This is a genomic window from Gordonia sp. 'Campus' (genome assembly GCF_022206305.1).
GTDB lineage: Bacteria > Actinomycetota > Actinomycetes > Mycobacteriales > Mycobacteriaceae > Gordonia.
Genome location: NZ_JAKOIW010000011.1, coordinates 135,772 through 159,842 on the forward strand (window position 1 = coordinate 135,772; position 24,071 = coordinate 159,842).

Annotated in this window: 21 protein-coding genes; 11 read left to right on the plus strand and 10 right to left on the minus strand. The window is 67.8% G+C overall.

Features of this window, described 5'->3' with window-relative positions:
• Positions 1–39: 39 nt before the first annotated feature.
• From MAY35_RS13535 to manD, 4 genes are read right to left on the minus strand one after another with little or no spacing between them, the layout of a single operon-like run.
• On the minus strand, positions 40–693 hold the full coding sequence (locus MAY35_RS13535) for a bifunctional 4-hydroxy-2-oxoglutarate aldolase/2-dehydro-3-deoxy-phosphogluconate aldolase (protein WP_238421806.1): 654 nt from the start codon (positions 691–693) through the stop codon (positions 40–42).
• The gene (locus tag MAY35_RS13540; RefSeq protein ID WP_238421807.1) at positions 690–2,132 is read right to left on the minus strand and encodes a mannitol dehydrogenase family protein; all 1,443 of its coding nucleotides are present in this window, start codon (positions 2,130–2,132) and stop codon (positions 690–692) included. Before MAY35_RS13540 ends, MAY35_RS13535 begins: the two co-directional genes overlap by 4 nt.
• Positions 2,129–3,094, minus strand: a complete 966-nt coding sequence (locus MAY35_RS13545) for a sugar kinase (protein ID WP_238421808.1) — start codon at positions 3,092–3,094, stop codon at positions 2,129–2,131. The genes MAY35_RS13540 and MAY35_RS13545 overlap by 4 nt, the downstream gene beginning before the upstream one ends.
• A complete protein-coding gene (gene manD / locus MAY35_RS13550) occupies positions 3,091–4,299 on the minus strand; it encodes a D-mannonate dehydratase ManD (protein ID WP_238421809.1) in 1,209 nt (402 codons plus the stop codon). Before manD ends, MAY35_RS13545 begins: the two co-directional genes overlap by 4 nt.
• A gap of 95 nt (positions 4,300–4,394) precedes the next feature.
• On the opposite strand from manD, the gene MAY35_RS13555 reads away from it, so the two are divergent.
• The 3 genes from MAY35_RS13555 (at position 4,395) to MAY35_RS13565 (ending at position 7,606) form a co-directional block, all read left to right on the plus strand.
• Complete coding sequence (locus MAY35_RS13555; RefSeq protein WP_238421810.1) at positions 4,395–5,114, plus strand: GntR family transcriptional regulator; 720 nt, start codon at positions 4,395–4,397, stop codon at positions 5,112–5,114.
• A 120-nt stretch (positions 5,115–5,234) separates the two neighbouring features.
• A complete protein-coding gene (locus tag MAY35_RS13560) occupies positions 5,235–6,623 on the plus strand; it encodes an MFS transporter (protein ID WP_238421811.1) in 1,389 nt (462 codons plus the stop codon).
• Positions 6,620–7,606 carry an L-idonate 5-dehydrogenase gene (locus MAY35_RS13565; protein ID WP_238421812.1) on the plus strand — a complete coding sequence of 329 codons (987 nt, stop codon included), beginning with the start codon at positions 6,620–6,622 and terminating at the stop codon, positions 7,604–7,606. Before MAY35_RS13560 ends, MAY35_RS13565 begins: the two co-directional genes overlap by 4 nt.
• A gap of 33 nt (positions 7,607–7,639) precedes the next feature.
• Here MAY35_RS13565 and MAY35_RS13570 read toward each other — a convergent pair whose 3' ends face one another.
• The 6 genes from MAY35_RS13570 to MAY35_RS13595 all read right to left on the minus strand — a co-directional run bounded on the left by MAY35_RS13570 (position 7,640) and on the right by MAY35_RS13595 (position 12,482).
• The gene (locus MAY35_RS13570; protein ID WP_238421813.1) at positions 7,640–9,226 is read right to left on the minus strand and encodes a polyamine aminopropyltransferase; all 1,587 of its coding nucleotides are present in this window, start codon (positions 9,224–9,226) and stop codon (positions 7,640–7,642) included.
• Between the two features lie 22 nt (positions 9,227–9,248).
• Positions 9,249–9,674 carry a DUF350 domain-containing protein gene (locus MAY35_RS13575; protein ID WP_238421814.1) on the minus strand — a complete coding sequence of 142 codons (426 nt, stop codon included), beginning with the start codon at positions 9,672–9,674 and terminating at the stop codon, positions 9,249–9,251.
• Positions 9,675–9,731: 57 nt separating this feature from the next.
• Positions 9,732–10,268, minus strand: coding sequence for a DUF4247 domain-containing protein (locus MAY35_RS13580; RefSeq protein WP_238421815.1), 537 nt, complete (start codon positions 10,266–10,268; stop codon positions 9,732–9,734).
• Positions 10,265–10,813 carry a DUF2617 family protein gene (locus tag MAY35_RS13585; RefSeq protein WP_238421816.1) on the minus strand — a complete coding sequence of 183 codons (549 nt, stop codon included), beginning with the start codon at positions 10,811–10,813 and terminating at the stop codon, positions 10,265–10,267. Before MAY35_RS13585 ends, MAY35_RS13580 begins: the two co-directional genes overlap by 4 nt.
• Positions 10,814–10,878: 65 nt before the next feature.
• The gene (locus MAY35_RS13590) at positions 10,879–11,514 is read right to left on the minus strand and encodes a DUF4178 domain-containing protein (protein WP_238421817.1); all 636 of its coding nucleotides are present in this window, start codon (positions 11,512–11,514) and stop codon (positions 10,879–10,881) included.
• A gap of 71 nt (positions 11,515–11,585) precedes the next feature.
• Positions 11,586–12,482 (minus strand): TIGR03621 family F420-dependent LLM class oxidoreductase, encoded by an 897-nt coding sequence (locus MAY35_RS13595; RefSeq protein WP_238421818.1) that lies wholly within the window; start codon positions 12,480–12,482, stop codon positions 11,586–11,588.
• A gap of 237 nt (positions 12,483–12,719) precedes the next feature.
• On the opposite strand from MAY35_RS13595, the gene groL reads away from it, so the two are divergent.
• From groL to MAY35_RS13635, 8 genes are all read left to right on the plus strand, one after another.
• Entirely contained in the window at positions 12,720–14,345 is a 1,626-nt protein-coding gene (gene groL / locus MAY35_RS13600) for a chaperonin GroEL (RefSeq protein WP_238421819.1), read from the plus strand.
• Positions 14,346–14,498: 153 nt separating this feature from the next.
• Complete coding sequence (locus MAY35_RS13605; protein WP_238421820.1) at positions 14,499–15,002, plus strand: hypothetical protein; 504 nt, start codon at positions 14,499–14,501, stop codon at positions 15,000–15,002.
• 1,056 nt (positions 15,003–16,058) lie between these two features.
• Positions 16,059–17,699 carry an HNH endonuclease signature motif containing protein gene (locus tag MAY35_RS13610; protein WP_238421821.1) on the plus strand — a complete coding sequence of 547 codons (1,641 nt, stop codon included), beginning with the start codon at positions 16,059–16,061 and terminating at the stop codon, positions 17,697–17,699.
• A gap of 105 nt (positions 17,700–17,804) precedes the next feature.
• Entirely contained in the window at positions 17,805–18,464 is a 660-nt protein-coding gene (locus MAY35_RS13615) for a DsbA family protein (RefSeq protein WP_238421822.1), read from the plus strand.
• Positions 18,465–18,643: 179 nt separating this feature from the next.
• Positions 18,644–19,600, plus strand: coding sequence for an MSMEG_6728 family protein (locus MAY35_RS13620; protein WP_238421823.1), 957 nt, complete (start codon positions 18,644–18,646; stop codon positions 19,598–19,600).
• A gap of 350 nt (positions 19,601–19,950) precedes the next feature.
• Positions 19,951–20,976 (plus strand): alpha/beta hydrolase family protein, encoded by a 1,026-nt coding sequence (locus MAY35_RS13625; protein ID WP_238421824.1) that lies wholly within the window; start codon positions 19,951–19,953, stop codon positions 20,974–20,976.
• Positions 20,977–21,004: 28 nt separating this feature from the next.
• Positions 21,005–21,811 (plus strand): tyrosine-protein phosphatase, encoded by an 807-nt coding sequence (locus tag MAY35_RS13630; protein ID WP_238421825.1) that lies wholly within the window; start codon positions 21,005–21,007, stop codon positions 21,809–21,811.
• A gap of 52 nt (positions 21,812–21,863) precedes the next feature.
• A complete protein-coding gene (locus tag MAY35_RS13635) occupies positions 21,864–24,044 on the plus strand; it encodes a glycoside hydrolase family 3 C-terminal domain-containing protein (RefSeq protein WP_238421826.1) in 2,181 nt (726 codons plus the stop codon).
• The last annotated feature ends 27 nt before the right edge of the window (positions 24,045–24,071 follow it).

Here is a 24,071-nt window from a genome sequence, read left to right on the forward strand (position 1 = left end):
CGCCACGCTCGGCGGGTTCGATGCGCGCCGGTGTGTCGGTCAGCCGACGATGCGCAGTTCGCGCGTGGCCCGACACAACGCCGAGATCCGGTCCCAGTCCTCGGCGGCGACGAGGTCGGCCGGAGCGATCCATGATCCCCCGACGCAGTCCACGTTCGCCAGCGCGAGGTAGTCCGACGCGTCGCCGGGGCCGATGCCGCCGGTGGGGCAGAAGCGCACCTGCGGGAACGGTCCGCCCAGTGCCCGGAGTGCGGCCGGGCCGCCCGAGGATGCGGCGGGGAAGAACTTCATCGTTTCCACGCCGTGCTCCAGCAGTGCGACGACCTCGCTGGCGGTGACGGCTCCGGGCAGGAACGGGATGCCGCTGTCGAGACCGGCTTCGACGAGGGTCGGTGTGGCGCCCGGGGTGACGACGAACGTCGCGCCGGCGTCCACGGCCCGGTCCAGCTGGGCCACCGAGGTGACGGTGCCCGCGCCCACGGCCATCTCCGGAACCTGGTCGGCGACGGCCCGGATGGAGTCGAGCGCGGTCGCGGTCCGGAGGGTGATCTCCATCGTGTCGATCCCACCGGCGAGCAGCGCCCGGGCGAGCGGGACCGCGCGTGCGGCGTCGTCGAGTACGACGACCGGTATGACCGGTCCGCGGTTGAGCAGTGTCGTCGTGTCGGCGACGAGTGAGGGTGTCGATGTCATAGGGAAACCTCCGAGGCGAGCGCGGCGATACCGCCGCGGTGTAGGGCTGTCGCGTACGCGACGGCGGTGTCGACGAAGTCGGTGTCGTCGGCGAGGTCGCCGACGAATCGGGTGTCGGAGAGGAGTCGGCGCACCGCCTGTGGGGTGGCGAGGCCGGCGACGCAGGCGACCAGGTCGCCGGCGCGCGGGTCGTCGAGAACGGTCGGGGTGCCGTCGGCGTCGATCGGGTCGACGACATGCAGTGCCCATGCGGCGATCCCGAGCACGGCCCAGTGGGCACGCCGTCCGCCGGTCGCGCCGTCGCGCACCGTGTCGAGCAGGCGCGGGCCGATCTTCTGTGACCCGTCGGCCGCGACCTGCAGCGTCGTGTGGGGCAACGCTCGGTTGGCGAAGCGGCGCAGCACCTGATCGCCGTACTCGGACACGGTGACCCCGGTAGGCGCGTCGACGACGGGCGCGACGTCCTCGTCGATGAACCGCCGGCAGATCTGTTCGAGTGTCGGGTCGGCGACGGCATCAGAGATCCGACGATGTCCGGACCGCAGGCCCACGTACGCGAGGATCGAGTGCGAGGCATTGAGGACCCGTAGTTTCATCAGCTCCCATGGGGTCGCATCGTCGACGTAGCTCGCGCCCGCGGCCGACCACGCCGGCACCGGACCGGCGAAATCGTTCTCGATGACCCACTGGCGGAACGGCTCACACAGGACGGGCGCGGCGTCGTGCGCACCGTGGGCGCGTTCCAGCGCTGCGATGTCCGCATCGGTGGTAGCCGGGACGATGCGGTCGACGACGGTCGACGGGAAACGATGCGCGTCGTCGAGAGTCAGTCCGGCCGCGTCGGCGTACTGCGCGACGAGGCGATGCAGAAGCCTGCCGTTCTCCGGCAGGTTGTCGCAGGAGATCACCGTCAGTGGTGCATTGCCCAGCGCGGACCGTCGGGCCAGTGCGGTGGCCAGGATCGCGGGGACGGTGTGCGGTGCGCGGCCCGCCAGGTCGGCCGCGATGTCCGGGGAATCCAGCGCGAGTTGCCGGGTCACCGGATCGTGTCGGTACCCCTTTTCGGTCACGGTCAGCGTCACCACGCGCACCGCGGGATCGCAGAGGCGGGCGATCACGTCGGCATCTCCGGAGCCGTCGAGTGCCTCGCGCACCGAGCCGATCAGGCGTGCGGGCTGCGCGTCGGGCCCCTTCTCGACGACGGTGTACACCCCGCCCTGGGGTGCCAGGCGGCGTGCGGCCCTGCCGCTTCGTTGCGTGAATGCGGCGATACCCCAGTGGTTCTCGCCGGATCGGACCATCGCGTCGGCGGTGTAGACCGCCTGGTGGGCGCGATGGAACGCGCCGAGTCCGAGATGTACCTGTCCCACGGTCACCGCGCGCGGGTCGGGGATCGGAGCCGGGAGATCGCCGTGGTGGTCGAGGCCCAGGCGTGTCATCGCAGGGCTCCCGTCGCGGCCACCGCTGCGGGCGCGGTACGGGCATGGGCGGCAACGGTATCGAAGCCCTGGATACCCCCGCAGCCCCCGGCGCCGCCGACTGCCAGCGAGGATGCCGCCGCGCCGAGACGGATGGCGGCGGGCAGATCGTCGCCGAGTGCCAGGCGGGCGGCGACGGTCGCCACGAAGACATCACCCGCGCCGGTCTGGTCGACGACGGTCGGCGCGGGTACCGACGGCTGCCAGAGCGGCTCCTCGGGGACCCCGTCGCCGGAGATGTGTACCCCCGAGGCGCCGCAGGTGACCGCCACCGTCGGTACCCCCAGTTCGTGCAACGTCGTCGCCGCCGACACCGCGTCCTCGCTGTCGAGCAGTGCGCGTGTCTCGGTGGGAAACGACGGGGTGATCAGGGCGGCGTGGCGAGCGATCTCGTGCAGCAGCGCACGCGCATCGTCGACGCCGGTGAGGCGTGGGCGGTAGTTGGGGTCGTAGACGAATCGCGTGGCGCGGCGTGCGGCCTCGACCAGGGTGTCCCGGCACGACGACGAGAGGGCGCCGGTGATCCCACTGGCGACGACCGCCCCGGCCGACTCGAGGACGTCGGCGGGCAGGTCGTCGGGAGACAGCGTCGACCCGGCGGAACACGAACGCGCATAGAGGAATTGGCGCTCGCCACTCGGATCGGCGTGCTGGACGTACACCCCCTGCGAGCCTCCGCCGCGCTGCAGGAAGCGGATGTCCACGCCGAGTTCGACGAACCGTGCGGCCACTGCTTCACCGAGCTCGTCGTCGGACACTCGTGCGATCACGGCGGTGCGCGCCCCGGCGGCCGCCGCGGCAGCCGCAGCGTTGACCACGTCGCCGGACACGTCGAGTCGGCACATGGCGCCGGCGGAGATCGGGTCGGTGGAGCTGAACTCGATCAGCGGCTCACCGAGGACGATGACGTCGTAGGTGGTCACCAGTCATGCACCGTCCCGTCGGTCCGTCGGTTGACCGGCAAGTACTTCGGGTCGTAGGGGAATCTCTCCGCAGCCTTCTCGTCGAAGTCGACGCCGAGACCCGGTGCATCCCCGGGATGCATGAGCCCGTTGTTGAAGGTCCAGGTGGTGCCGAACACCTCACCCGCGGGATCCCGGTGACCCATGTACTCCTGCATGCCGAAGTTCGGTACCGCCATGTCGAGGTGCAGTGCGGCGGCGAACGAGACGGGGGACAGGTCGCCCGCGCCATGCGACCCGGTGCGGACCCCGTAGAGCTCGGCGAGCGAGAAGATCTTCCGCAGGTGCGAGATGCCGCCGGCGTGCGAGACCGATGCCCGGATGTAGTCGATGAGGCGTTCGGTGATGAGGTGCTGGCAGTCCCAGATCGAGTTGAACACCTCGCCGACGGCCAGCGGCGTGGTGGTGTGCTGGCGGATGAGCCGGAACGCCTCTTGGTCCTCGGCGGGGGTGGCGTCCTCCAGCCAGAACAGCTGGAACGGCTCGATGTCGCGGCCCAGGCGCGCGGCCTGGATCGGGGTCAGCCGGTGATGGGCGTCGTGCAGCAGGTGGACGTCGTAGCCGAACCGGTCGCGCACCGCGCCGAGCATCTCCGGAACGAAGCGGAGATAGGGCCCGACCTCGAAGCGCTCCTCGTCCGGCATCGACCCGGACGCGGGTTCGTAGAGCTGGTGGCCGCGATGGACGCCGTAGCCCTTGTCGCCGCCCGGCACCGCGCACTGCGCGCGGACCGCGAGGTAGCCGCGGTCGAGGTAGCCGGCGAAGTCGTCGAGCATCTCCGGCAGCGATCCGCCGCTGGCGTGGCCGTAGACCATCACGCCGTCGCGGGCGGCGCCACCGAGGAGTTGGTAGACGGGGAGTCCCGCGGCCTTGCCCTTCAGATCCCAGAGCGCGATGTCGACGGCGGCGATGGCGGTCATGGTCACCGGACCGCGCCGCCAGTACGCCCCCTTGTAGAAGTACTGCCAGATGTCCTCGATCTGGTGCGCGTCGCGGCCGATGAGCTGGGGACACACATGATCGCGGAGATACGAGGCGACAGCGAGTTCGCGACCGTTCAGGGTGGCGTCACCCCACCCGATGAGGCCGCTGTCGGTGGTGATCTTCAGCGTCACGTAGTTGCGGCCGGGTGAGCAGACGATGACGTCGGCTCCGATGATCTTCATGGGGACAGTCCTCACGGGGTGGGCGTCGACAGGTACTTGTATACAAGCACTGCTGAACATTCGATGTCAACGCTTCGGTGTCTAGGATCGCTTGTATGGCAGCAGCGAACGGGGCCAACAGCCGGTCCAACAGACAACGCGTGTACGAGACCCTGCGACGACAGATCGTGTCCCTCGACCTGGCGCCCGGGGCGTCGCTCTCGGAGAACGAGCTGTCGGCGGCGATGTCGGTGAGCCGTACACCGGTGCGGGAGAGTCTCATTCTCCTCGCCGACGAGGGGTTGGTGCGGATCTTCCCCAAGCTCGGGTCCTTCGTGGCGCGGATCGATCCCGGCAAGGTGGCCGACGCGCAGTTCATCCGTGAGGCCATCGAGTTGGCGTCCATCGCCGACGCCGTGGACCGTGTCGACGACGCGATCATCGGGGGACTCCGGGCGCAGATCGCCGCTCAGCGCGAGACCTCGGATCTGAACGAGTTCTTCGGCCTCGACGAGCAGTTCCACCGGTCGCTGCTCGAGGCCGGCGGTCACGGCAGCGCGTGGCGGACGGTGGTCGGCGCCAAGGCGCACCTGGATCGTGCCAGGCGGCTGGGTCTCCTCGGGTCCAGTGCGATATCCGTGCTCATCGACGAGCACGAGGCGGTGGTCGACGGGCTCGCCGGCCACGACCTGGCCGCAGCGCAGGCAGCACTGCGCACCCATCTGCGGAAGGTGTTCACCGACATCGGGCAGATCCGCGACGCGTCGCCGGAGCTCTTCGCCGTCGAGGGCGAGGATGCACGTCCGACGAGACGGGTCGTCTCCGCCTGGGAGTGAGCAAGGAGGTCGGGGAACTGATCGGAGGTGCGGCGGCAAGTTGTTGACAAGCGATGGCTACAACAGCTTGTATGTAAGTGAACGCGCTCACACCAGTTCCCTCTTCCTGGAGATCGACACATGACCCTCAACGACGCGCCGGCGGAGTCGCAGCCACGACCCGCCCAGCGCACGACCCGTGATCTGACCCGGGCCGCTGTGTCCGGCTGGCTGGGCACGGCCATGGAATTCATGGACTTCCAGCTCTACTCGCTCGCGGCTGCCATCGTCTTCAACGAGCTGTTCTTCCCCGACGTCAGCCCGGCCATCGGGCTGATCGCGGCCATGGCCACCTACGGGGTCGGTTACGTCGCCCGGTTGGCCGGTGCGATCTACTTCGGGCGCATGGGCGACCGCCTCGGTCGCAAGAAGGTCCTCTACATCACCATCGCGCTGATGGGTGGTTCCACGACCCTGATCGGCGCCCTGCCGACCCACGCGATGATCGGTATCTGGGCACCCATCCTGCTGGTGGCGCTGCGATTGATCCAGGGGTTCGGGGCGGGCGCGGAGATCGCCGGGGCCACCACCATGCTCGCCGAGTACGCACCCGCGCCCAAGCGCGGTGTGATCGCCTCGCTGGTCTCGTTGGGGACCAACTCGGGAACCCTTGCGGCGTCCGGGATCTGGGCCATCCTCCTCGTCGTGCTCTCCGAGGAACAGTTGATGAGCTGGGGTTGGCGCCTGCCCTTCCTGCTCAGCTTCGTGCTGCTGATCTTCGCGATGTGGCTCCGTCGGAACCTCAAGGAGAGCCCCGTGTTCGAGGAACGGGCGGACGTCGTCGACGGTGTCGCGCTGTCGCGCACCGACCTCGAAGAGGCTGCGGAGGAGACCGGTTCGGGTGCTCTGACAGCGGGCTTGAAGCAGCGTAAGGGTCGCGCATTCCTGGTCGCACTGGGTCTGCGGTTCGGGCAGGCGGGCAACTCGGGTCTCGTGCAGACCTTCCTGGTGGGTTACATCGCGTCCACGCTGCTGATGGACAAGTCCGCGGCAACCACCGCCATCGTGTACGGGTCCGTCATCGGCTTCGCGACCATTCCGATCGTCGGCCTGCTCGGCGACCGCTTCGGACGCCGCCCGGTCTATACCGCGCTCACGGTCCTCACCATGCTCCTGGCTTTCCCGATCATGCTCGGCATCACCAGCGGCAGCACGGTCTGGATGACGATCTCACTCGTGCTGGCACTCAACGTCGGCGTGCTCGGACTGTTCTCTCTCGAGAGTGTCACCATGGCCGAACTTTTCGGTGCCCGAACACGATTCACCCAGCTCGCGCTGGCGAAGGAGATCGGTGGCATCCTGGCCACGGCCATCGGACCGGTGATCGCCGCGGGCCTGACCGCCGCCACCGGGAGCTGGTGGCCCATCGCGGTGATGCTCATCGTCTACTCGGCCATCACATTGGTGTCCATCCGACTCGCGCCGGAGACCCGCGGTCGCGACCTCGTCGAACTGGAGGACGCGCTGTGAAGGCGGTCGTCGTCCACGCCGCCGACGACCTGCGTATCGACGAGCTCCCCGATCCGGAACCCGCGGCCGACGAGGTCGTGGTGGCGATGGAGTGGGGCGGGCTGTGCGGCTCGGACATCGCGTACTGGCGCAACGGGATGTCGGGCACGGCCGTCCTCAAGTGGCCGCTCGTCCTCGGTCACGAGGTCGCCGGGCGGGTCGTGCGGACCGGACGTGACGTGTCCGGGATCGCGATCGGCCAACCGGTGACGGTGCACCCGGCGACGCCGAACGGCGGGTACTTCGGTTCCGCGGCACTCGACCCGCACACCGACGGCGGATTCAGCGAGTTCCGTGCCGTCCGTGCCGATCAGCTCCGCCCGCTGCCGGACGGCGTCAGCACGCGCGACGCTGCGCTCGCAGAGCCGCTCGCGGTGGCGATGCACGCGGTGAACCGTGCGGGCGACGTGGCCGGTCGCGACGTGCTCGTCAACGGTGCCGGACCGATCGGATCGCTGGTGATCGCCGCACTCCGACATGCGGGCGCGGCTTCGGTCACCGCCGCGGACGTCAACACCGCGGCACTGCGGATCGCTCGCGAGCTCGGCGCCGCCGAGACCGTCGACCTCTCCGCGGGTGAGGAACTGCCCACCGGATTCGACCTTGCGTTCGAGGCATCCGGCGCCACCGTCGCGATCGGTGGACTGCAGCATGCACTCGCGCGCGGCGCCACCCTGGTTCAGGTGGGCAACCTCCCCGGCGCGCCGGCACCATTCGCCCTGGGGGATCTCGTGACCCGCGAGATCACCTGGATCGGTTCCTATCGATTCGACGACGAGATCACCGATGCTGTTGCGGCACTGCGTGATGGCCTGGACGTCAGTCCGCTGATCACCCACACCTTCGATATCGACGACGCCGCCCGCGCGGTGGCGACGGCGGCCGATCGCACGAGCGGCAGTGGCAAGGTCCTGATCGCCCTGTCGGCGGGCGCCCCGTCGTAGGTGCATCCTGTCGCCGACTTTCGGTTGCGGGGTTCAGTAGGTGGCCCACTCGCCCTGTGCGTACCGCAGTATCCGGGGGTCCATGAGGGTCGACGGCGGTAGCTCGATGGGCTGCCGGTCGAGCGGGAACACCGTTGCGGCGGTGAGCTGTTCGGGACTGAGGAAGCGTAGCGGCCGGGGTGCGTCGACAGTCGGGGCGACGGGGCCCGCCGCGCCGGCGAGGTGGAAACCCCAGTCGCCGAAGGCGGGTACGTCGACGTGGTAGGGCGTCGCAGTCAGCCCGGCGGCACGCAGAGTGGATGCGATGCACCAAAACGACTTCGGTGCGAAGTACGGTGACCCGGCCTGCACGACGGTGCGGCCGCCGGGGGCCAGGTGCGCGCGCACGAGGGTGTAGAACTCGGTGGAATACAGCTTGGCGGTGGCCGAGTCGTCGGGGTCCGGCATGTCGACGATGATGACGTCGAAACGTCGATCGGTGCCGCGGAGCCAGGTGAACGCGTCGGCGGCGACGACGTCGGCCCGCGGGTCGGTCATGGAGCCGCGGTTGAGCGCGACGAGGCGTTCGTCCTCGCGGGCCAGGCGGATCATCTCCGGATCGAGTTCGACGAGGGTGACCTGCCCGGCGTCGGGGTAGGTGAGGACTTCGCGTAACGCGAGGCCGTCGCCACCGCCCAGGACCAGCACCGACCGGTGCGGGCCCGCCATCGCCGGGTGTACCAGCGCCTCGTGGTAGCGATGTTCGTCGGCGGAGGCGAACTGGAGGTCTCCGTTGAGGTAGAGCCGGGTGTCGACGCCTGCGCCGCTGCGGTTCTCGGTGATGACGATGTCCTGGTAGGCGCTGCGTTCGGCGGCGACGATCGGGTCGCGGTACAGGGCCTGCCTCGCGGTGACCTCGAACCGGGACGAGAGCAGCAGTCCGGCGATCAGGGCCGCGACCACCGCGACCGCCGCCGCGGACAGGGCAATGAGTCGGGTACGGCTCAAGGACCTGCGGAAGATCACGAAGACGAGGAAGCATCCCGCGGCTGCGTTGACGAGTCCGACGACGAGCGCGCCGCGCAACTGGCCGAAGACGGGCAGCAGCAGGAAGGGAAAGCAGAGGCCACCGATCAGTGCGCCGATGTAGTCGACGGCGAACATGTCCGCGACCGCCGACCCGGCTTCCTGGCGTCGGATGCGTTGCAACAGAACCATCAGCAGCGGGATCTCGGCGCCGATGAGGAGTCCGAGTACGAAGGCCACCACGATCAGCGCCGGGGTGTACAGCTCGAGGTAGGCGAATGCGGCGTAGAGGGCCATCACCGAAAGTCCGCCGATGAGCGCGAGCAGCAGCTCGATGATCGCAAACGAGGTGATCGACTGCGGCTGCAGCGGTTTCGCGGCGAGCGAGCCCACCCCCATGGCGAAAACCATGACCGCGAGCACGATCGACGCCTGGGTTGCGGTGTTGCCGATCAGGAACGATCCGAGCGACACCAGTGCCAGCTCGTATACGAGACCACAGGCGGCGCAGACGAACACAACGGCCAGAAGCGCCGTCCGCGCGAAACGGGGACGCTCGGCCAGGGTGTCGGTGGAGAGGTCGCCGACCGGTGGTGCGGAGTCGTCGACGGTCACGGTCGGGCGGGGGAGTGCGACGTCACAGGATGGAAGCGGCGACGATGATCGAGACGCCCACGTGCGCGACGGCCTGGACCCAGACGGCGGGATGGCTCTCCGGATGGACGAGCAATTCACCGAGCTTGCCGGGGGTCAGTACATCGATGACGAGGAAGGTCACGCCCATCACGACGAGGCCGATCGCCGAGTACACGATGGTGTAGGTGAGGCCTTCGACGAGGCGTCCCTCGCTCGCGACGATCGCCGCGGTGACGATGACGGCCACCGCGAGCAGGTTGGAGCCCACAAGGATTCCCGCGTTGCGGTTGCGGTCGGTCCACAGTTGGTGACGCAGCTTCCCGGGGGTGAGCAGGTCGAGGATCGCGAACGACACGATCATCAGGATCACGCCGACACCGGCGTAGGCGCCTGCTGCGTAGGCGTTCTCGGCGATATCAGCGAGCATGGTCATCTCCGTGGGTAGTTCGGACGTGATCGGATTCGGATGCCGGACCGGTCGGTGTCATTTGCCGCCACCGCCGCTTCCGCCGCCGCGGTAGCCGCTGCCGCCGCCGGCATATCGGGGAGTCGGGACCCAGAAGACGCCGACGTAGCTGTGGTAGTGGTTGTAGCCCGACCGATAGTCGCGGCTGAGCATGACGCGGGTCTTGTCCGCGCCGTACGGGAACAGGCCGACGAGGTAGTCGGGATACTGCAGGAACTGGGACCCCGAGACGTTGCCCGCACCGGCGGCGCCGCCTCGCTGGTCGGTGGGGCGCTCCGCGTCTCGGATCTCTGCGGCCACCTGTGACGGATTGCCGTCGGCGATGTAGGCATCCACGTCGCCCTCGTCGAGCGCGGTGTCCCGCTCGTAGTTCTGCGAGATGTAGCTGCGCGCCGAACCCCCGATGCCCCCCCCGCCGAGGGCGCGGGCGCCGCACGCGCCGACGAGCGCGAAGATCGTGATGACGACGATCACCCCGATGATGATGTTGCGGATCTTGTTGAGCCGGCGCCGAGGATCGGGCGGCGGTCCGCCCGGCGGCGGCTGCTCGGTCATGGCCGGGCCACCGGGCCGCGGTCGATGCGGCTGGAGGTGACCACCACTTCACCGGCTTGCGGATAGGTGTGCCACGTGTGCCAGGAGATCATGTCCTCCGATGACTCCGACACGATCGCGGTGACGGCCTGCGGTTCGCCCGGGAACCTGCCCATCACGCACGGATGCCCGGTGGCCATTTGTTCGGAGACCCGGACGGTGAGCTGTTCGATCAACGCGGCCAACTGATCCGGCGTGATCGATTCCACGCGCGAACTGAAGTAGTAACCGCTCTCCTGGAAGCTCTCCGGCAGAGCCGAGGTGACATCGGGAAGGCAGGCGACGGTCTCCAGGATGCGCTGCGCGCCGTCCTCGACGAGCACCTGATGGCTCGCGCCGAGGAGTCGTACCGAGACCGTGATGCCGTCGATCTCGGCGTCCTCCTGGGCCAGCGGCTCCTGCAGGGGCGCGCTGAGTGAGAAACCGAGCTGGGCGGCGCTGGTGTCGGCGTAGGCGACGGCCAGTTGCGCCGTCGGGTCACCGGGGTGTTCGAACTGATCTGTCATGCGTGTGCAAAGTCTCCGTGCTCAGGACGTCTCGGTCGGGACGGCGTCGAAGGTGAACGTCGTGCTCAGCGCGTCTCCGGAGCGGGGTTGGTGGGGTAGATGCGGTAGTCGGTGCGGGACAGGACCTCGCCGCGGGCGCATTCCCACCCGCTGCCGTAGTCCTCGAAGGACAACCGGTCGGGCCCGGCCTCGTAGTCGTGATAGGCCATCCGGCCCGACGTCGCGACGCCGGTGGTCCCCGCGGAGGTGAAGCGAGCCGATCCGGCTTCCTCGGACCGGTATCTGCGGCCCTCGATCTCCACCGTGTCGGGTCCGGGGGTCACGGCCACGCCGGACAGCTCGCGCCACAGGACCACCTCGAGGTCCGGATCGTCCTCGACCGAGATCCAGGCCTTGGACCCGACTCCGGTGTCGAGGAAGTTCTCGGTCCAGGTGTAACCGTCCTGGGAGAGCCGCAGGGTGCCGCGTACCGCGTAGGTCTCACCGCGCAGTTCCACGAGATCGCCGGGCTTGAGGTCGCGCGGGTCGCCGTAGACAGAGTCGTCGTCGGCCGAGGAGAAGGGATCGCCGGGTCGGTAAGTGCGATCGCGCAGCGCGTCCTGCTCGGCTTGGCGGGCCTTGCGGTTGCCCAGGAAATTGAAGATGACGACCACCGCGATGATCGCGAGCAGCGCCACGATGATGATCAGCAGGAACTCCACGCCGCTGACCCTATCTCTATCGCCGAACACAGTCAGCTCGGTTCAGCGGGGTGAATGATCGGTGAACGCGGTCAGGCGTCGACCCTCCGGAGTTCGGCGATCACGGGTGCGAAGTCCTCGAGAGCCGGTTCGAGCACGGTGAGGTAGCTGATACCGGTTCGGGCGCGGAGTTCGACGAGGCGTGCGGCGATGTCGGCGGCGGACCCGATGAGTACCGACGGCAGGTCGGTGAACTCCTGTGCGCTCATCGTGAGGTCGTGTTCTTCGACCAATCTGTTGGCCTCCGCCACGGGATCATCGGTGACGGCGACGATCTGCAGGAGCAGGTTCCATTCGATCTCCGTGGCCCGTGAGCCGGCCGCGCCGCGGGCGAAGGCCACCCGCTCGTCGAAGTCGGATGCCGACAGCGGTTGGAGGTCGCCGCCCGGGCCGGTGCGCGCGGCGGTGAATCCGACGATGTCGGAGTGTTCGGCGGCCATCCGCAACACGCGATCACCGTTGCCGCCGAGAAGCAGCGGCACCCGTGACTGGACTGGTCGTGGTCGGTGTTCGGGGTCGGTCAGCAGCGTCGTGACCCGGGCGACGGTCGCGGCGAGATGGTCGACGCGGCGACCGGGTGGCAGGAATTCGATTCCGGCTGCGTCGAATTCGCCCCGGACGTACCCGGTGCCCACACCGAGCTCCACCCGGCCGTCGGACAGCTGGTCGACCGTGGCGACGTCGCGGGCGAGCAGGGCGGGATTGGTGAATGCCGCATTGAGGACGAACGGACCCACCCGGAGCCTCTCGGTGACGGTCGCCGCCACGGCCAGTGCGGGCCAGGGACTCGGGATGCCCAGATGGTCGGGGACCAGCAGGACGTCGTAGTCGAGCGCTTCGACACGTCGCACCCGATCGAGCCACGACGGGCCGGTGTCGACGGCGAGCATGTTGACCCCGAACCGGAATGGCCTGGACACGAGAGACATGCGATCCACTTAACCGCAGGCGAGCCGTGCCCGACGACCGAGCGCGACGGTTCGGGAGGCGGGCGGACCTTGCACTCGTACTGGTCGAGTGCTAAAAACGAGGTTGGCACTCACGGACTGTGAGTGCCAGGTCGGGACGGTGAGACCGGTACCGAATGACACACCGGTCGTCCGTCGCGGGCACCGAGTTCCGGCCATACGAACCTAGTGTCACCCCCTTCGGAGGATCACTTACCCATGGCCAAGCAAATCGCGTTCGACGAAGAGGCCCGTCGCGGCCTCGAGCGGGGCCTCAACAGCCTCGCCGACGCCGTCAAGGTGACGTTGGGACCCAAGGGTCGCAACGTCGTCCTGGAGAAGAAGTGGGGCGCCCCCACGATCACCAACGATGGTGTGTCCATCGCCAAGGAGATCGAGCTGGAGGACCCGTACGAGAAGATCGGTGCCGAGCTCGTCAAGGAGGTCGCCAAGAAGACCGACGACGTCGCAGGTGACGGCACCACCACCGCTACCGTTCTGGCCCAGGCCCTCGTTCGCGAAGGTCTGCGCAACGTCGCTGCCGGCGCCAACCCGCTGGGTCTGAAGCGCGGCATCGAGAAGGCCGTCGAGGCCGTCACCGAGTCGCTGCTGAAGAGCGCCAAGGAGGTCGAGACCAAGGAGCAGATCGCTGCCACCGCCGGTATCTCGGCAGGCGACCCCTCGATCGGCGAGCTCATCGCCGAGGCGATGGACAAGGTCGGCAAGGAAGGTGTCATCACGGTCGAGGAGTCCAACACCTTCGGCCTGCAGCTCGAGCTCACCGAGGGCATGCGCTTCGACAAGGGCTACATCTCGGGCTACTTCGTCACCGACGCCGACCGCCAGGAAGCCGTCCTCGACGACCCGTACATCCTGCTGGTTTCGGGCAAGGTCTCGACCATCAAGGACCTGCTGCCGCTGCTGGAGAAGGTCATCCAGGCCGGCAAGCCGCTGCTGATCATCGCCGAGGACGTCGAGGGCGAAGCTCTCTCGACCCTGGTCGTCAACAAGCTCAAGGGCACCTTCAAGTCCGTCGCCGTCAAGGCTCCGGGCTTCGGTGACCGTCGCAAGGCCATGCTGGCCGACATCGCCATCCTCAGCGGTGGCGAGGTCATCAGCGAAGAGGTCGGCCTGTCCCTCGAGGGCGCCGGCGTCGAGCTGCTCGGTACCGCTCGCAAGGTCGTCGTGACCAAGGACGAGACCACCATCGTCGAGGGTGCGGGCGATCCCGACGCCATCGCCGGTCGCGTGGCGCAGATCCGCGGCGAGATCGAGAACAGCGACTCCGACTACGACCGTGAGAAGCTGCAGGAGCGTCTGGCCAAGCTGGCCGGCGGTGTTGCGGTCATCAAGGCGGGCGCGGCCACCGAGGTCGAGCTCAAGGAGCGCAAGCACCGCATCGAGGACGCCGTCCGCAACGCGAAGGCTGCCGTCGAAGAGGGCATCGTCGCCGGCGGTGGCGTGGCCCTGCTGCAGTCGGAGCCGGCCATCGACGCACTCTCGCTCGAGGGTGACGAGGCCACCGGCGCCAACATCGTCAAGGTCGCGCTCTCGGCTCCGGCCAAGCAGATCGCAATCAACGCCGGTCTCGAGCCGGGCGTCGTCGCCGACAAGGTCCTCAACTCGCCCACCGGCACCGGCCTCAACGCCGCCACCGGTGTGTACGAGGACCTCCTCAAGGCCGGTATCAACGACCCGGTGAAGGTCACCCGCTCGGCGCTGCAGAACGCAGCCTCGATCGCGGCTCTGTTCCTCACCACCGAGGCCGTCGTCGCCGACAAGCCCGAGAAGAACGCTGCCCCGGCCATGCCGGGCGGCGACGAGATGGGCGGCATGGGATTCTGACCTGACTCCGTCAGGGATGGGCTTCTGATCTCCTGATCAGATCCCTGCGTCTACTCACGCAGTTCCAACCGAAGTCCGGTCACCCGTATGGGTGGCCGGACTTCGGCGTTTCGAAACGCGCTACGACGCCGAACCTGCCGCATAGTTGCAGCCATGACACGAAAGCGTGTGCTGTTCACCGCCAGGACTGTCGGTCACGTCATGTGGTGGGTGTTCGTTGTCGCTGCGCTGTTTGCAGGCGGAATCACCTGGTGGATGACGGAGTATGTCGCGGTCGACGCTTCTTTCGTAGGCGGGTCTCACGGTTGGACGGTCTATACACCCACCTCTGGGGCAAGCCATGTAGTCGATCTCATAGGCTCGTCTGGCCCGGAGTGGTGGCAGGATCCGGCCGTATACGCGCTCGCCGCATTCGTGGCGGTCGCGATCGCCGCGATCGTCGATGCGCTCGCGGCCCGTCGCCTCATCGCCGGCATCATCACGGTCGCAGCGCCTTTCGTAGCGCTGGGCCTCTTTGTGCTCGCAACCCCAGGTGCGATCGATGAGGTCTACCTACACAGCACCGTTTCCCTCGTGTTGATTCTCATCGGTGTGGCGATCCGCGAGGTGTTGATGCGCGCCATCGCGCCCGGGGTGCAGGATGAGCCCCATGGGTGAGCTTTCCTGCGTGGAGCTCGCGGGACGGCACGCAGCAAGCGCAGCGCTGCATGTCTCCGGACTGACGAACTAAGCGATCGCCGAAGGTCAACGCCAGCAGTTTGTTTGGTGGCACGGGCCGACCGCGCAGTGGCGCATCGCCTTGTCCGACGGCACTCAGCTGGACGGAAGTCTCCTCATTACCCACCTGCGCCATCACTCGATTGTCCATACAACAAACCTGTGTCTTCGAATCTGTTGACTCGCATCGTTTTACATCACTCGTGATCGTTCGGCCGAGCGAAGTATCGAGTGGGCGCGGCGTACTCGGCGGGCGCACCTGAATCGGGGTCAGCGGTAACGATGTCGAGGTCTGTGTGGGTCAGTAAGTCTGCGATCGTCACCGCATTCGCACCGATGCCCGCCCAGTGTGCGTCAACGTCGGACGCGATGCACCACGCGTGATCGGCTGGCCACACAAACGATGCGGGGTTGTGCCCCGTTTCTCGCACACCCCAGCGTCCGAAGTCGGACAGCGGACCGTGCAGGAGGTAGTAGGACCGGTTGGGGATGCTCATTCGAGCGCTCCGGCGCATAACCGTCGAGGTATCAGGCCATCCCTCCCAGATTGCGAAGTAACAGTCGTCCGGAGTGCCGGTCGCAGAGTGCAACAACTCGCAGAGACGACCAACTTTGGCCTGATCCGTGGGATCGTCCGGACCCGCGGCGAAGTCTTGTCCGTCGGGGTCGGGCATGAACCGCAATCGCGCGTAGGCCTCGAACCCTGGAGTGGCGAAAGCGGTCAAATCCTGCCACGGCTCCTGGGAGTTTACGATCCAGGCCGCTGCTCGAGGAGTTTCGCACGGTCGCAGTTCCACTGGTCAATGACACCACAGTCGCGATCGGAAATGCTTCGGCTCGTCAGCACTGAGCCCTGCGTTCTGCTTACCCTGGAATCGGAGCGTCGCCACGCTGCCCGTGACGGTGATCAGCGTCCCACCCAGGCATCGCCGCCGGGGAGGTCCGGCCGACTGACGGTCGGCAATTCTTGTCGGTGGTCGCACGTATGTTTGATTCATGCAGTTCGGGGGCGGGGGCGCAGAGATCTCGGGTGAGGAGTCCGGGGTCGAATCGCCGCTGCCTGCAGTGGTTGTCGACAACGAGTTGTCGGCGACCGAGCTCGTCGATGTCATCACTCATTGTGCGTCGATCACCTCCGCGGCCTCGTATCGACTGCTGACCGCGGCGAGTCTGTTGCACGAGGAACGCGAACTCGACTACCACCTCCGCCGTACCGAACACCATGACGGACAGGTCTTCTCCGAAGACGACCTCCACCGCCGGGCCGCCGACGCCGCCGCCGGGATCGACCCCTACGCGCAGTTCCGTCCCGACGGGTTCGATCAGGCCACCGCCGAACTCGGTGCGGCCCTGATGATCACCGCAGCGCAGGCCCGCGAACTCATCCGCACCGGTGACGTCCTGCGATACCGGTTGATGCTGACCGGTAGCACCCTGGCGTGCGGCCGGATCGACCAGAAGCGGTTCGAGATCGCAGTTCGGCGCACCGACTTCGTGTCCGACGCCGACATGCCGGCTGTCGATGCGCACCTGGCCGAGGCGATCTTGGCGCGCCCACCCATGTCGACAACCCAGTTCACCACCATGGTCGATGCGATCGTCGCCACCCACGCCCCGGATGCGGTGCGCCGCCGCCGCGAACGCGCCGGCGATGACCGCCACATCACCATCGGCCCCGACCGGTTCGGGCCGGGCCAGTCCCGCATCAGCGGCAGCCTGCCCGTCACCGACGCCGCCACCCTCGATGCCCAACTCAACGCGATGGCCGCCTCCGTGCACCCTCACGACCCACGCACCAAACGGCAACGACGCATCGACGCACTGCTCGCGTTGGCCGCACACCTCGACGTGCTGGCCTGCCGCTGCCCCCACTGCGCACCCCCAGCAACGACGACCGACCTCGACGACACCGACCGGAACGACACCGACCGGGACGACGAGCACGACACCGGCCGGGCAGGACCCCAGCCCGACCCGTCACCTGAGGTGCCCGGGCGCGCCCCGGTACCCACTTTCCACATCGTGGTGAACCTGACGACGCTGCTCGGCCTCGACCAGGAGTCGGGTTTCCTCGACGGTCACGGCCTCGTCGACGCCGACACCCTGCGATCCCTGCTCGCCGACGCCCGCCGATCTTTCATCACCGGCCAGCCCAACACCGGTCAGCCCATCACCGGCCAGCAGCAGCCAACCGGCACCCGCTACACCCCGAGCCGCGCACTGCAGACCCTGGTGCGGTGCGGCGAGCTGGGTTGCACCTTCCCCGGCTGCACCCAACCGGTGTGGACCACCGATCTCGACCACACCATCCCGTTCGACCACCACACACCCACCACCGGTGGCGCCACCACACAACGCAACCTCAAACCGCTGTGTCGTTTTCACCACCGCATCAAGACGTTCGGGATGTGGCGGGACTACCAGGACGAGTACTGCACTGCCTGGTTCTGCTCCCCGACCGGACACACCTTCGTCGGCAACGCCTTCAACGGTCGCGACCTGTTCGGCTACCTCGTCCCCCGACAACCACCCGACCACCCCGCCCGCAGCCACCTCGCCGAACAGCGAGATACCCGCACCACCACCCGCCGTCGCGAACTCGACGCGTGGGAGGCTGCTAACCCACCACCCTTCTGAACACCTCCGAAGCAGAGGGTGAGTCGACGATTTACTAGCCCCGACCGCTGGACAGGTGCTCGGGCCGTGGGGAACGATTTCCGTCACGGCGATGTTGAGACGGCCATGAGTGCTCCCATCACCGTCGACATCTGGTCCGACATCGCCTGCCCGTGGTGCTACATCGGCAAGCGCAAGTTCGAGGCGGGTCTCGCCGAGTTCGCCGGGCGTGACGACGTCGAGGTGACCTATCACAGCTTCGAGCTCGCACCCGATACGCCGGTCGACTTCGACGGGTCCGAGGTGGACTTCCTGGTCCGGCACAAGGGCATGCCTGCCCAGCAGGTCGAGGGGATGCTCGAGCAGGTGGCCGGGATCGCCGCCGAGGTCGGTCTCGACTACGACTTCGACAGCCTCCAGCACACCAAGACCCTGAAGGCGCATGAGGCGCTGCACTTCGCGAGAGAGCGTGGCCGACAACTCGATCTGGTGGAGCGGTTGTTCAAGGCCTACTTCGAGGAGGGTCGTCACGTCGGCCGTCCCGACGAACTCGCTGATCTGGCCGCGGACATCGGCCTCGATCGCGACGAGGTCATCGCGGCGCTGGACTCGGGTGCCTACGCGCCGGCGGTCGCGGCCGACATCGACCAGGCGCGCGCGTACGGCATCAACGGGGTGCCGTTCTTCGTCGTCAACGGCAAGTACGGAGTGTCCGGCGCCCAGGCGCCCGAGACCTTCACGCAGGTGCTCGACAAGGTGCGGGCCGAGGCGGGCGATCGTGTCTGAGCCGCTGATGCCGTTCGAGATGGTCGGCGACGAGGGCGCCGCGGTGTGCGTCGACGGCGTGTGCGCGCTGCCAGAGGTCGAGACCGACGCATCGGGTGTCGAACCGGACTGAAATCTCCGGTTCGCGGGTTGCGGCCGCCGAGGTGTGGACGACCGGGCGCGCTGGGTAAGCACCCGCCATGCAGACGTTCCTGCCGTATCCCGATTTTCGACGGTCCGCCGAGGCGCTCGACCAGGCGCGACTCGGCAAGCAGCGGGTGGAGACACTGCAGATCCTGCGTGCGCTCGAGTTGTTCGACTACGGCTGGACCAATCATCCCGCCGTCGTGATGTGGCGTGGCCACACCCCGGCGCTCGTCGCCTACGGCCTGGCGTTCGTCGAGGTCTGGACCCGGGAGGGACGTGCCGACTCGACCGCCCCGATGATCGCCGAGTTCGCCCCGGGCGTGGTGGGCAGGTCGCAGTCGGATCTGGCCGCGAGCGGTCTGATGCCACCGTGGCTCGGTGACGAGCGCGTCCACCGGAGCCACCGTTCGGCGCTGCTGCGCAAGGACCCGGACTTCTACGGGACGCGGTTCGACGACGTTGGCGACGACCTCCCGTACTTCTGGCCGGACGCGCCCGATTCAGCAGCACACGACCTCGACGTCCCGATGCGCAGCGTGTGGGTCATCCGCCCGTCGTCGGTGGATCAGTACGCCGAGTTCATGCGGAGGCGGATCGTGGGAGTCGGTACGGAGTCCGGCATCGACGCCGATGCCTCGGTGGGAACCGAGACCGGATTGCGGGCACTGCTGAAGGAGGTCAGTCCTGGTCGTCGGCCGGGCAAGGACCTCCGCGTACTCGCGTCGTTCGTCTCCGACCTCGCGGTCGGGGACGAGATCGCCGTCGTCGACCCCGCCGATCCCGATGCCCTCGCGCTGGGGGAGGTCGTCGGCGAGTACGAGTTCTCGATGCGCGGCAGAGCCCTCACCCCGCATCGACGACGCGTCCGGTGGACGGGCACGCTCGACCGGGCTTCGGTCGTCCCGCCGGCCCTCCTGCAGAACCCGAGGATGCTCTTTCCGGTGGCCGTCGAACGTGCCGGGCGAACCACCACCGCACGACGACAGCTACAGAACGGCAACAGGGTGTAGTCCGATCGGGTGAATCTGCTCGACGCCTCGGACACGGGTCGGGCCCCCTGATGACGAATCACGCAGGCAATCGCGGCCCCGAACGACCCGGCGCTCACCGCGGAGTCGGCCCGTATTCGCTGCTCAGTCGCACCCGTCGCCCGAGAAATACTTCTCCCTTCTCGGTGATACGCCGAATGCATTTGTTGTTCGACGACCAGTTGCGTCTGAACAATCGGTCTCCGGGGATGCAGTCCCGGGGACGCGTTCCATCCGGGTGCGTATGGTGAAAAGTATTCGGATTGATACCTGCACGTTGGAGTTCCGTTGTCGAGGCGACGGTGCGGTAGAAGTCATGTGAAGGGACTGTGATGTCCACAGTGGGTGGTTTTCTCCACCGGCGCCTGATCGTCACGGCTGTCGCCGTCATCGCAATCGTTGTGGCCGTTGGTGTTCCGTCGGTAGCGTCGGCGGAGCCGGGCCCCGAGTCGGCACGGGCTGCGGCGCTCGACCGTGCGATCGCCGATGGGCGGGTCCTGGACCTGTCGGTGTACTCGTCGTCGATGAAGCGCGAGGTGCCGGTTCGGGTTCTCCTCCCGGCTGACACATCGAAGCCGCATCCCACCCTCTATCTGTTGAATGGCGCGGGTGGCGGTGAGGGCACCGGACATTGGTTCGAACAGACCGACATCGTCGACTTCGTCGCCGACAAGAATGTGAATGTGGTCGTTCCCATGCGCGGCGCATACAGCTACTACACCGATTGGGTGAAAGTCGATCCGGTGCTGGGTCGAAACAAGTGGACCACCTTTCTGACCAGCGAATTGCCGCCCCTGATCGACAAGAAATTGAACACGACCGGCGTCAACGGGATCGCGGGCATCTCGATGGCGGGAACGTCGTCGCTGAGTCTCGCCGAGTCCGCTCCTGCGCTTTACCGGGCGGTCGCCTCCTACAGCGGATGCGCCGAGACGAGCACCAATCTGGGCAGGCTGGCCATCCGGGCGGTCGTCGAGGGCCGCGGCGGTGGCGACATCGCCAACATCTGGGGGCCGGTCGGATCACCCGGGTGGCGTGCGCACGACCCGGTGGTGAACGCCTACAAACTGCGCGGCAAGTCGATCTACATCAGTACGGGTACCGGTGTGCCCGGTCCCCACGACCGCCTGCAGAGCCAGGGGATCGACGGGCAGACCACGATCTACATCGATCAGATCGCCGTCGGTGGCGCCATCGAAGCGGCGACTCACCAGTGCACTCTCAACCTCGACCGCCGGCTCAAGCAACTCGGCATTCCCGCGACCGTCGACTACACGCCCGGAACCCATGCCTGGCCCTATTGGCAGGACCAGCTGGTGAAGTCGTGGCCGATGCTCGAACGCGCGCTGACCGACTGACCTCGCCGCGATCTGTCACGATGTGTGCGTGACCTCGACCCCGGGAGCGCCGAGCCCCGTCCGGAGCCTGCCGAACCTGCGCGACCTGGGCGGCTGGAAAGCGACTGATGGGCGGACGGTCCGATCGGGCCTGTTGTTCCGGTCCACGGACTTCTCCGCGCTCGACGCAGCGGACGTGGCGGCGCTGGAGGCCTTGGGGCTGAAGACGGTCTACGACCTGAGGTCGGGCCACGAGAGCGACGCCATCCCGGACCCGGATCTTCCCGGGGCGTCGAACATCGGCCTCGACGTCCTCGCCGATGCCCAGATGTCGATCCCGGCCAACATCGGCGCGGTCCTCGCCGATCCGGAGGTCGTCGCGCAGGCCGACAAGATGCTCTCCGGCGGAAAGGCCCGCGAGATGATCGCGGGGACCTACCGCGAGATGATCACCCTCCCGAGCGCCACCGCCGCGTACACCGCTTTCTTCCGTGGGCTGCTCGGCGACGCCCCCACTCCAATCCTGGTGCACTGCACCACCGGCAAGGACCGGACCGGCTGGGCGTCGGCGGCGTTTCTCACCCTGATGGGGGTGCCCGCGGACGACGTCTACCGCGACTACCTGCTCACCAACGAGCGATTGATCCCGGCACTCGCCCCGATCTTCGACGGTTTCGCGGCGGCGGGCGGGAATCCCGAGCTTCTCGTCGGCGTGCTCGGCGTCGACGCCGGGTACCTCGACGCCGCGTTCGACGAGATGCGTGCGCGGTTCGGGGACATCGGCGGCTACTTCGGCGAGGGGCTGGGGATCGACGCAGCCGAGCAGGACGCACTGCGGGAGCGGTTTCTGACGTAGCGCGGCCCGCAGTGTGAACAGGGCTTATGCTCCGCGGCCGTACTGTTTGGGGATGAGCGAGCTCGAGCTGACCGACAAGGCCGCACTGGGCAGCGGCGCCGATTTCTGGACCACGAAGGCGGTCGGTTCCGTGCCTGCCCTCACCCTCACCGACGGGCCCCACGGGGTGCGGAAGCAGACGGGTGCGAGCGATCACCTCGGACTCGGGGGTAGCGAACCCGCGACCTGCTTTCCGCCCGCGGTCGGGCTCGGGCAGAGCTGGGACCCCGATCTCGTGCATCGCGTGGGTGAGGCGCTGGGCCGCGAGGCGCGGGCGCTGGGGGTCGACGTCCTACTGGGACCGGGCGTGAACATCAAGCGAGATCCGCGGGGCGGTCGGAACTTCGAGTACTACTCCGAGGACCCGATCGTCACGGGCCGGCTCGGTGCAGCCTGGGTGAGGGGTGTGCAGAGCACCGGCGTCGGAACATCTCTCAAGCACTTCGCACTCAACAACGCCGAGCACGACCGGATGAGGTCGAGCTCGGACGTCGACGCCCGACCGATGCGGGAGATCTACCTGCGGGCCTTCTCGCACATCGTGCGATCCGCCGATCCGTGGACGGTGATGTGCTCGTACAACCGCATCAACGGCACCTACGCATCGGAGAACCATTGGCTGTTGACGGAACTGCTGCGCGATGAGTGGGGTTTCGACGGTCTCGTCGTGTCGGACTGGGGCGCCGTGTCGGATCGTGTCCGCGCGGTTGCCGCCGGCCTCGATCTTCAGATGCCCGGCCGCGGTGGTTCGACAGACGACCAGGTGGTCGCCGCCGTCGGCGACGGTGAGCTCGACGAGGCCGCGGTCGATCGAGCGGCTCGCGCGGTCATCGACCTCGCGGCTCGGACCGCAGCGGGCCGCGAGAACAGGACGGCGATCGATCCCGAGCGGCACCATCGGCTGGCCCGCGAGGCCGCGGCACGGTCGATCGTGCTGCTGAAGAACGAGGGTGGGCTCCTGCCGCTCGACCCGGCCCGGTCCGTGGCGGTCGTCGGGGAGTTCGCTCGACAACCGCGCTATCAGGGCGGCGGTAGCTCGCACGTGAATCCGACCCGGCTCGACGTGCCGGTCGACGAGATCCGGGCGCTCGGGGGACAGGTGACCTTCACCGGCGGTTTCCGCACGGATGGATCGCCGGGGGATCCGGCCGAGGCCGTTCGGGCGGCCGCGGACGCCGACGCCGCGGTGGTGTTCCTGGGACTCGCGGCCGACCAGGAGTCCGAAGGCTTCGACCGCGACCACATCGAGCTGCCCGACGGACAACTCGAATTGCTGAACGACATCCTGCAGGCCCAGCCGCACACGGTCGTCGTACTCGTGCACGGTGGGGTTCTCCGCCTCGCGCCTCTCGACGGCGTGCCCGCGATCCTCGACGCGGCGCTGCTCGGGCAGGCGGGCGGCGGCGCCATCGCCGACGTGCTCTACGGCCGGACCAACCCATCGGGTCGGCTCACCGAGACCGTGCCCGTCCGGCTCCAGGACACCCCGGCCTACCTGGACTTCCCCGGGGAGCACTCACACGTCCGCTACGGCGAGGGCATCTATGTCGGCTATCGGTGGTACGACGCCCGAGAGCTCGACGTGACGTATCCGTTCGGACACGGATTGTCGTACACCAGCTTCGAGCACGCGGGTCTCGTCGTGTCCGATGACGCGTCGGAGGTTCGGGTCGAGGTGACCAACAGCGGTACCCGCAGCGGGCGGGACGTCGTACAGGTCTACACCTCGAGGCGCGACTCCGCGGTGAGGCGTGCACCCCGTGAACTGAAGGGCTTCGCGGTCACCCGGGAGCTCGAGCCCGGCGAGTCGCAGACCGTCACGGTCACCCTCGACCGGGACGATCTCGCGTACTGGGACACCCGGGTCGGTCGGTGGATCGTCGAACCGGGGGAGTACACCATCGAAGTCGGCGCGTCGAGCCGCGACATCCGGGTGACGACCACGGTCGAACTGGACGGTGACGACGTGCAGATCCCGATCGACGAGAACTCCACCCTCGGCGAGGCGCTCGCACATCCGGCCGTCGCCCAGAAGCTCGCGGACCTGGCGGGGCAGAACCCGATGATGAGTGCCGGGAACGATGCACTGGGTGTCGACATGGTGCGCATGATCGCGTCCATCCCGCTGGGCCGTCTCGCCGGTTTCGGGATGAGCGCCGACGACGTCGCCGCGATCATCGCCGCCGGCCGGTGACTCCGTGACCCTGCTACTCGATCTCGT

Excerpts from the sequence above, each read along its gene's own strand:
- MAY35_RS13535 (WP_238421806.1), bottom strand. The coding sequence starts at position 693 with ATGACATCGACACCCTCACTCGTCGCCGACACGACGACACTGCTCAAC.
- MAY35_RS13540 (WP_238421807.1), bottom strand. The coding sequence starts at position 2,132 with ATGACACGCCTGGGCCTCGACCACCACGGCGATCTCCCGGCTCCGATC.
- manD (WP_238421809.1), bottom strand. The coding sequence starts at position 4,299 with ATGAAGATCATCGGAGCCGACGTCATCGTCTGCTCACCCGGCCGCAAC.
- MAY35_RS13555 (WP_238421810.1), top strand. The coding sequence starts at position 4,395 with ATGGCAGCAGCGAACGGGGCCAACAGCCGGTCCAACAGACAACGCGTG.
- MAY35_RS13560 (WP_238421811.1), top strand. The coding sequence starts at position 5,235 with ATGACCCTCAACGACGCGCCGGCGGAGTCGCAGCCACGACCCGCCCAG.
- MAY35_RS13575 (WP_238421814.1), bottom strand. The coding sequence starts at position 9,674 with ATGCTCGCTGATATCGCCGAGAACGCCTACGCAGCAGGCGCCTACGCC.
- MAY35_RS13580 (WP_238421815.1), bottom strand. The coding sequence starts at position 10,268 with ATGACCGAGCAGCCGCCGCCGGGCGGACCGCCGCCCGATCCTCGGCGC.
- MAY35_RS13585 (WP_238421816.1), bottom strand. The coding sequence starts at position 10,813 with ATGACAGATCAGTTCGAACACCCCGGTGACCCGACGGCGCAACTGGCC.
- MAY35_RS13595 (WP_238421818.1), bottom strand. The coding sequence starts at position 12,482 with ATGTCTCTCGTGTCCAGGCCATTCCGGTTCGGGGTCAACATGCTCGCC.
- groL (WP_238421819.1), top strand. The coding sequence starts at position 12,720 with ATGGCCAAGCAAATCGCGTTCGACGAAGAGGCCCGTCGCGGCCTCGAG.
- MAY35_RS13605 (WP_238421820.1), top strand. The coding sequence starts at position 14,499 with ATGACACGAAAGCGTGTGCTGTTCACCGCCAGGACTGTCGGTCACGTC.
- MAY35_RS13610 (WP_238421821.1), top strand. The coding sequence starts at position 16,059 with ATGCAGTTCGGGGGCGGGGGCGCAGAGATCTCGGGTGAGGAGTCCGGG.
- MAY35_RS13615 (WP_238421822.1), top strand. The coding sequence starts at position 17,805 with ATGAGTGCTCCCATCACCGTCGACATCTGGTCCGACATCGCCTGCCCG.
- MAY35_RS13620 (WP_238421823.1), top strand. The coding sequence starts at position 18,644 with ATGCAGACGTTCCTGCCGTATCCCGATTTTCGACGGTCCGCCGAGGCG.
- MAY35_RS13625 (WP_238421824.1), top strand. The coding sequence starts at position 19,951 with ATGTCCACAGTGGGTGGTTTTCTCCACCGGCGCCTGATCGTCACGGCT.
- MAY35_RS13635 (WP_238421826.1), top strand. The coding sequence starts at position 21,864 with ATGAGCGAGCTCGAGCTGACCGACAAGGCCGCACTGGGCAGCGGCGCC.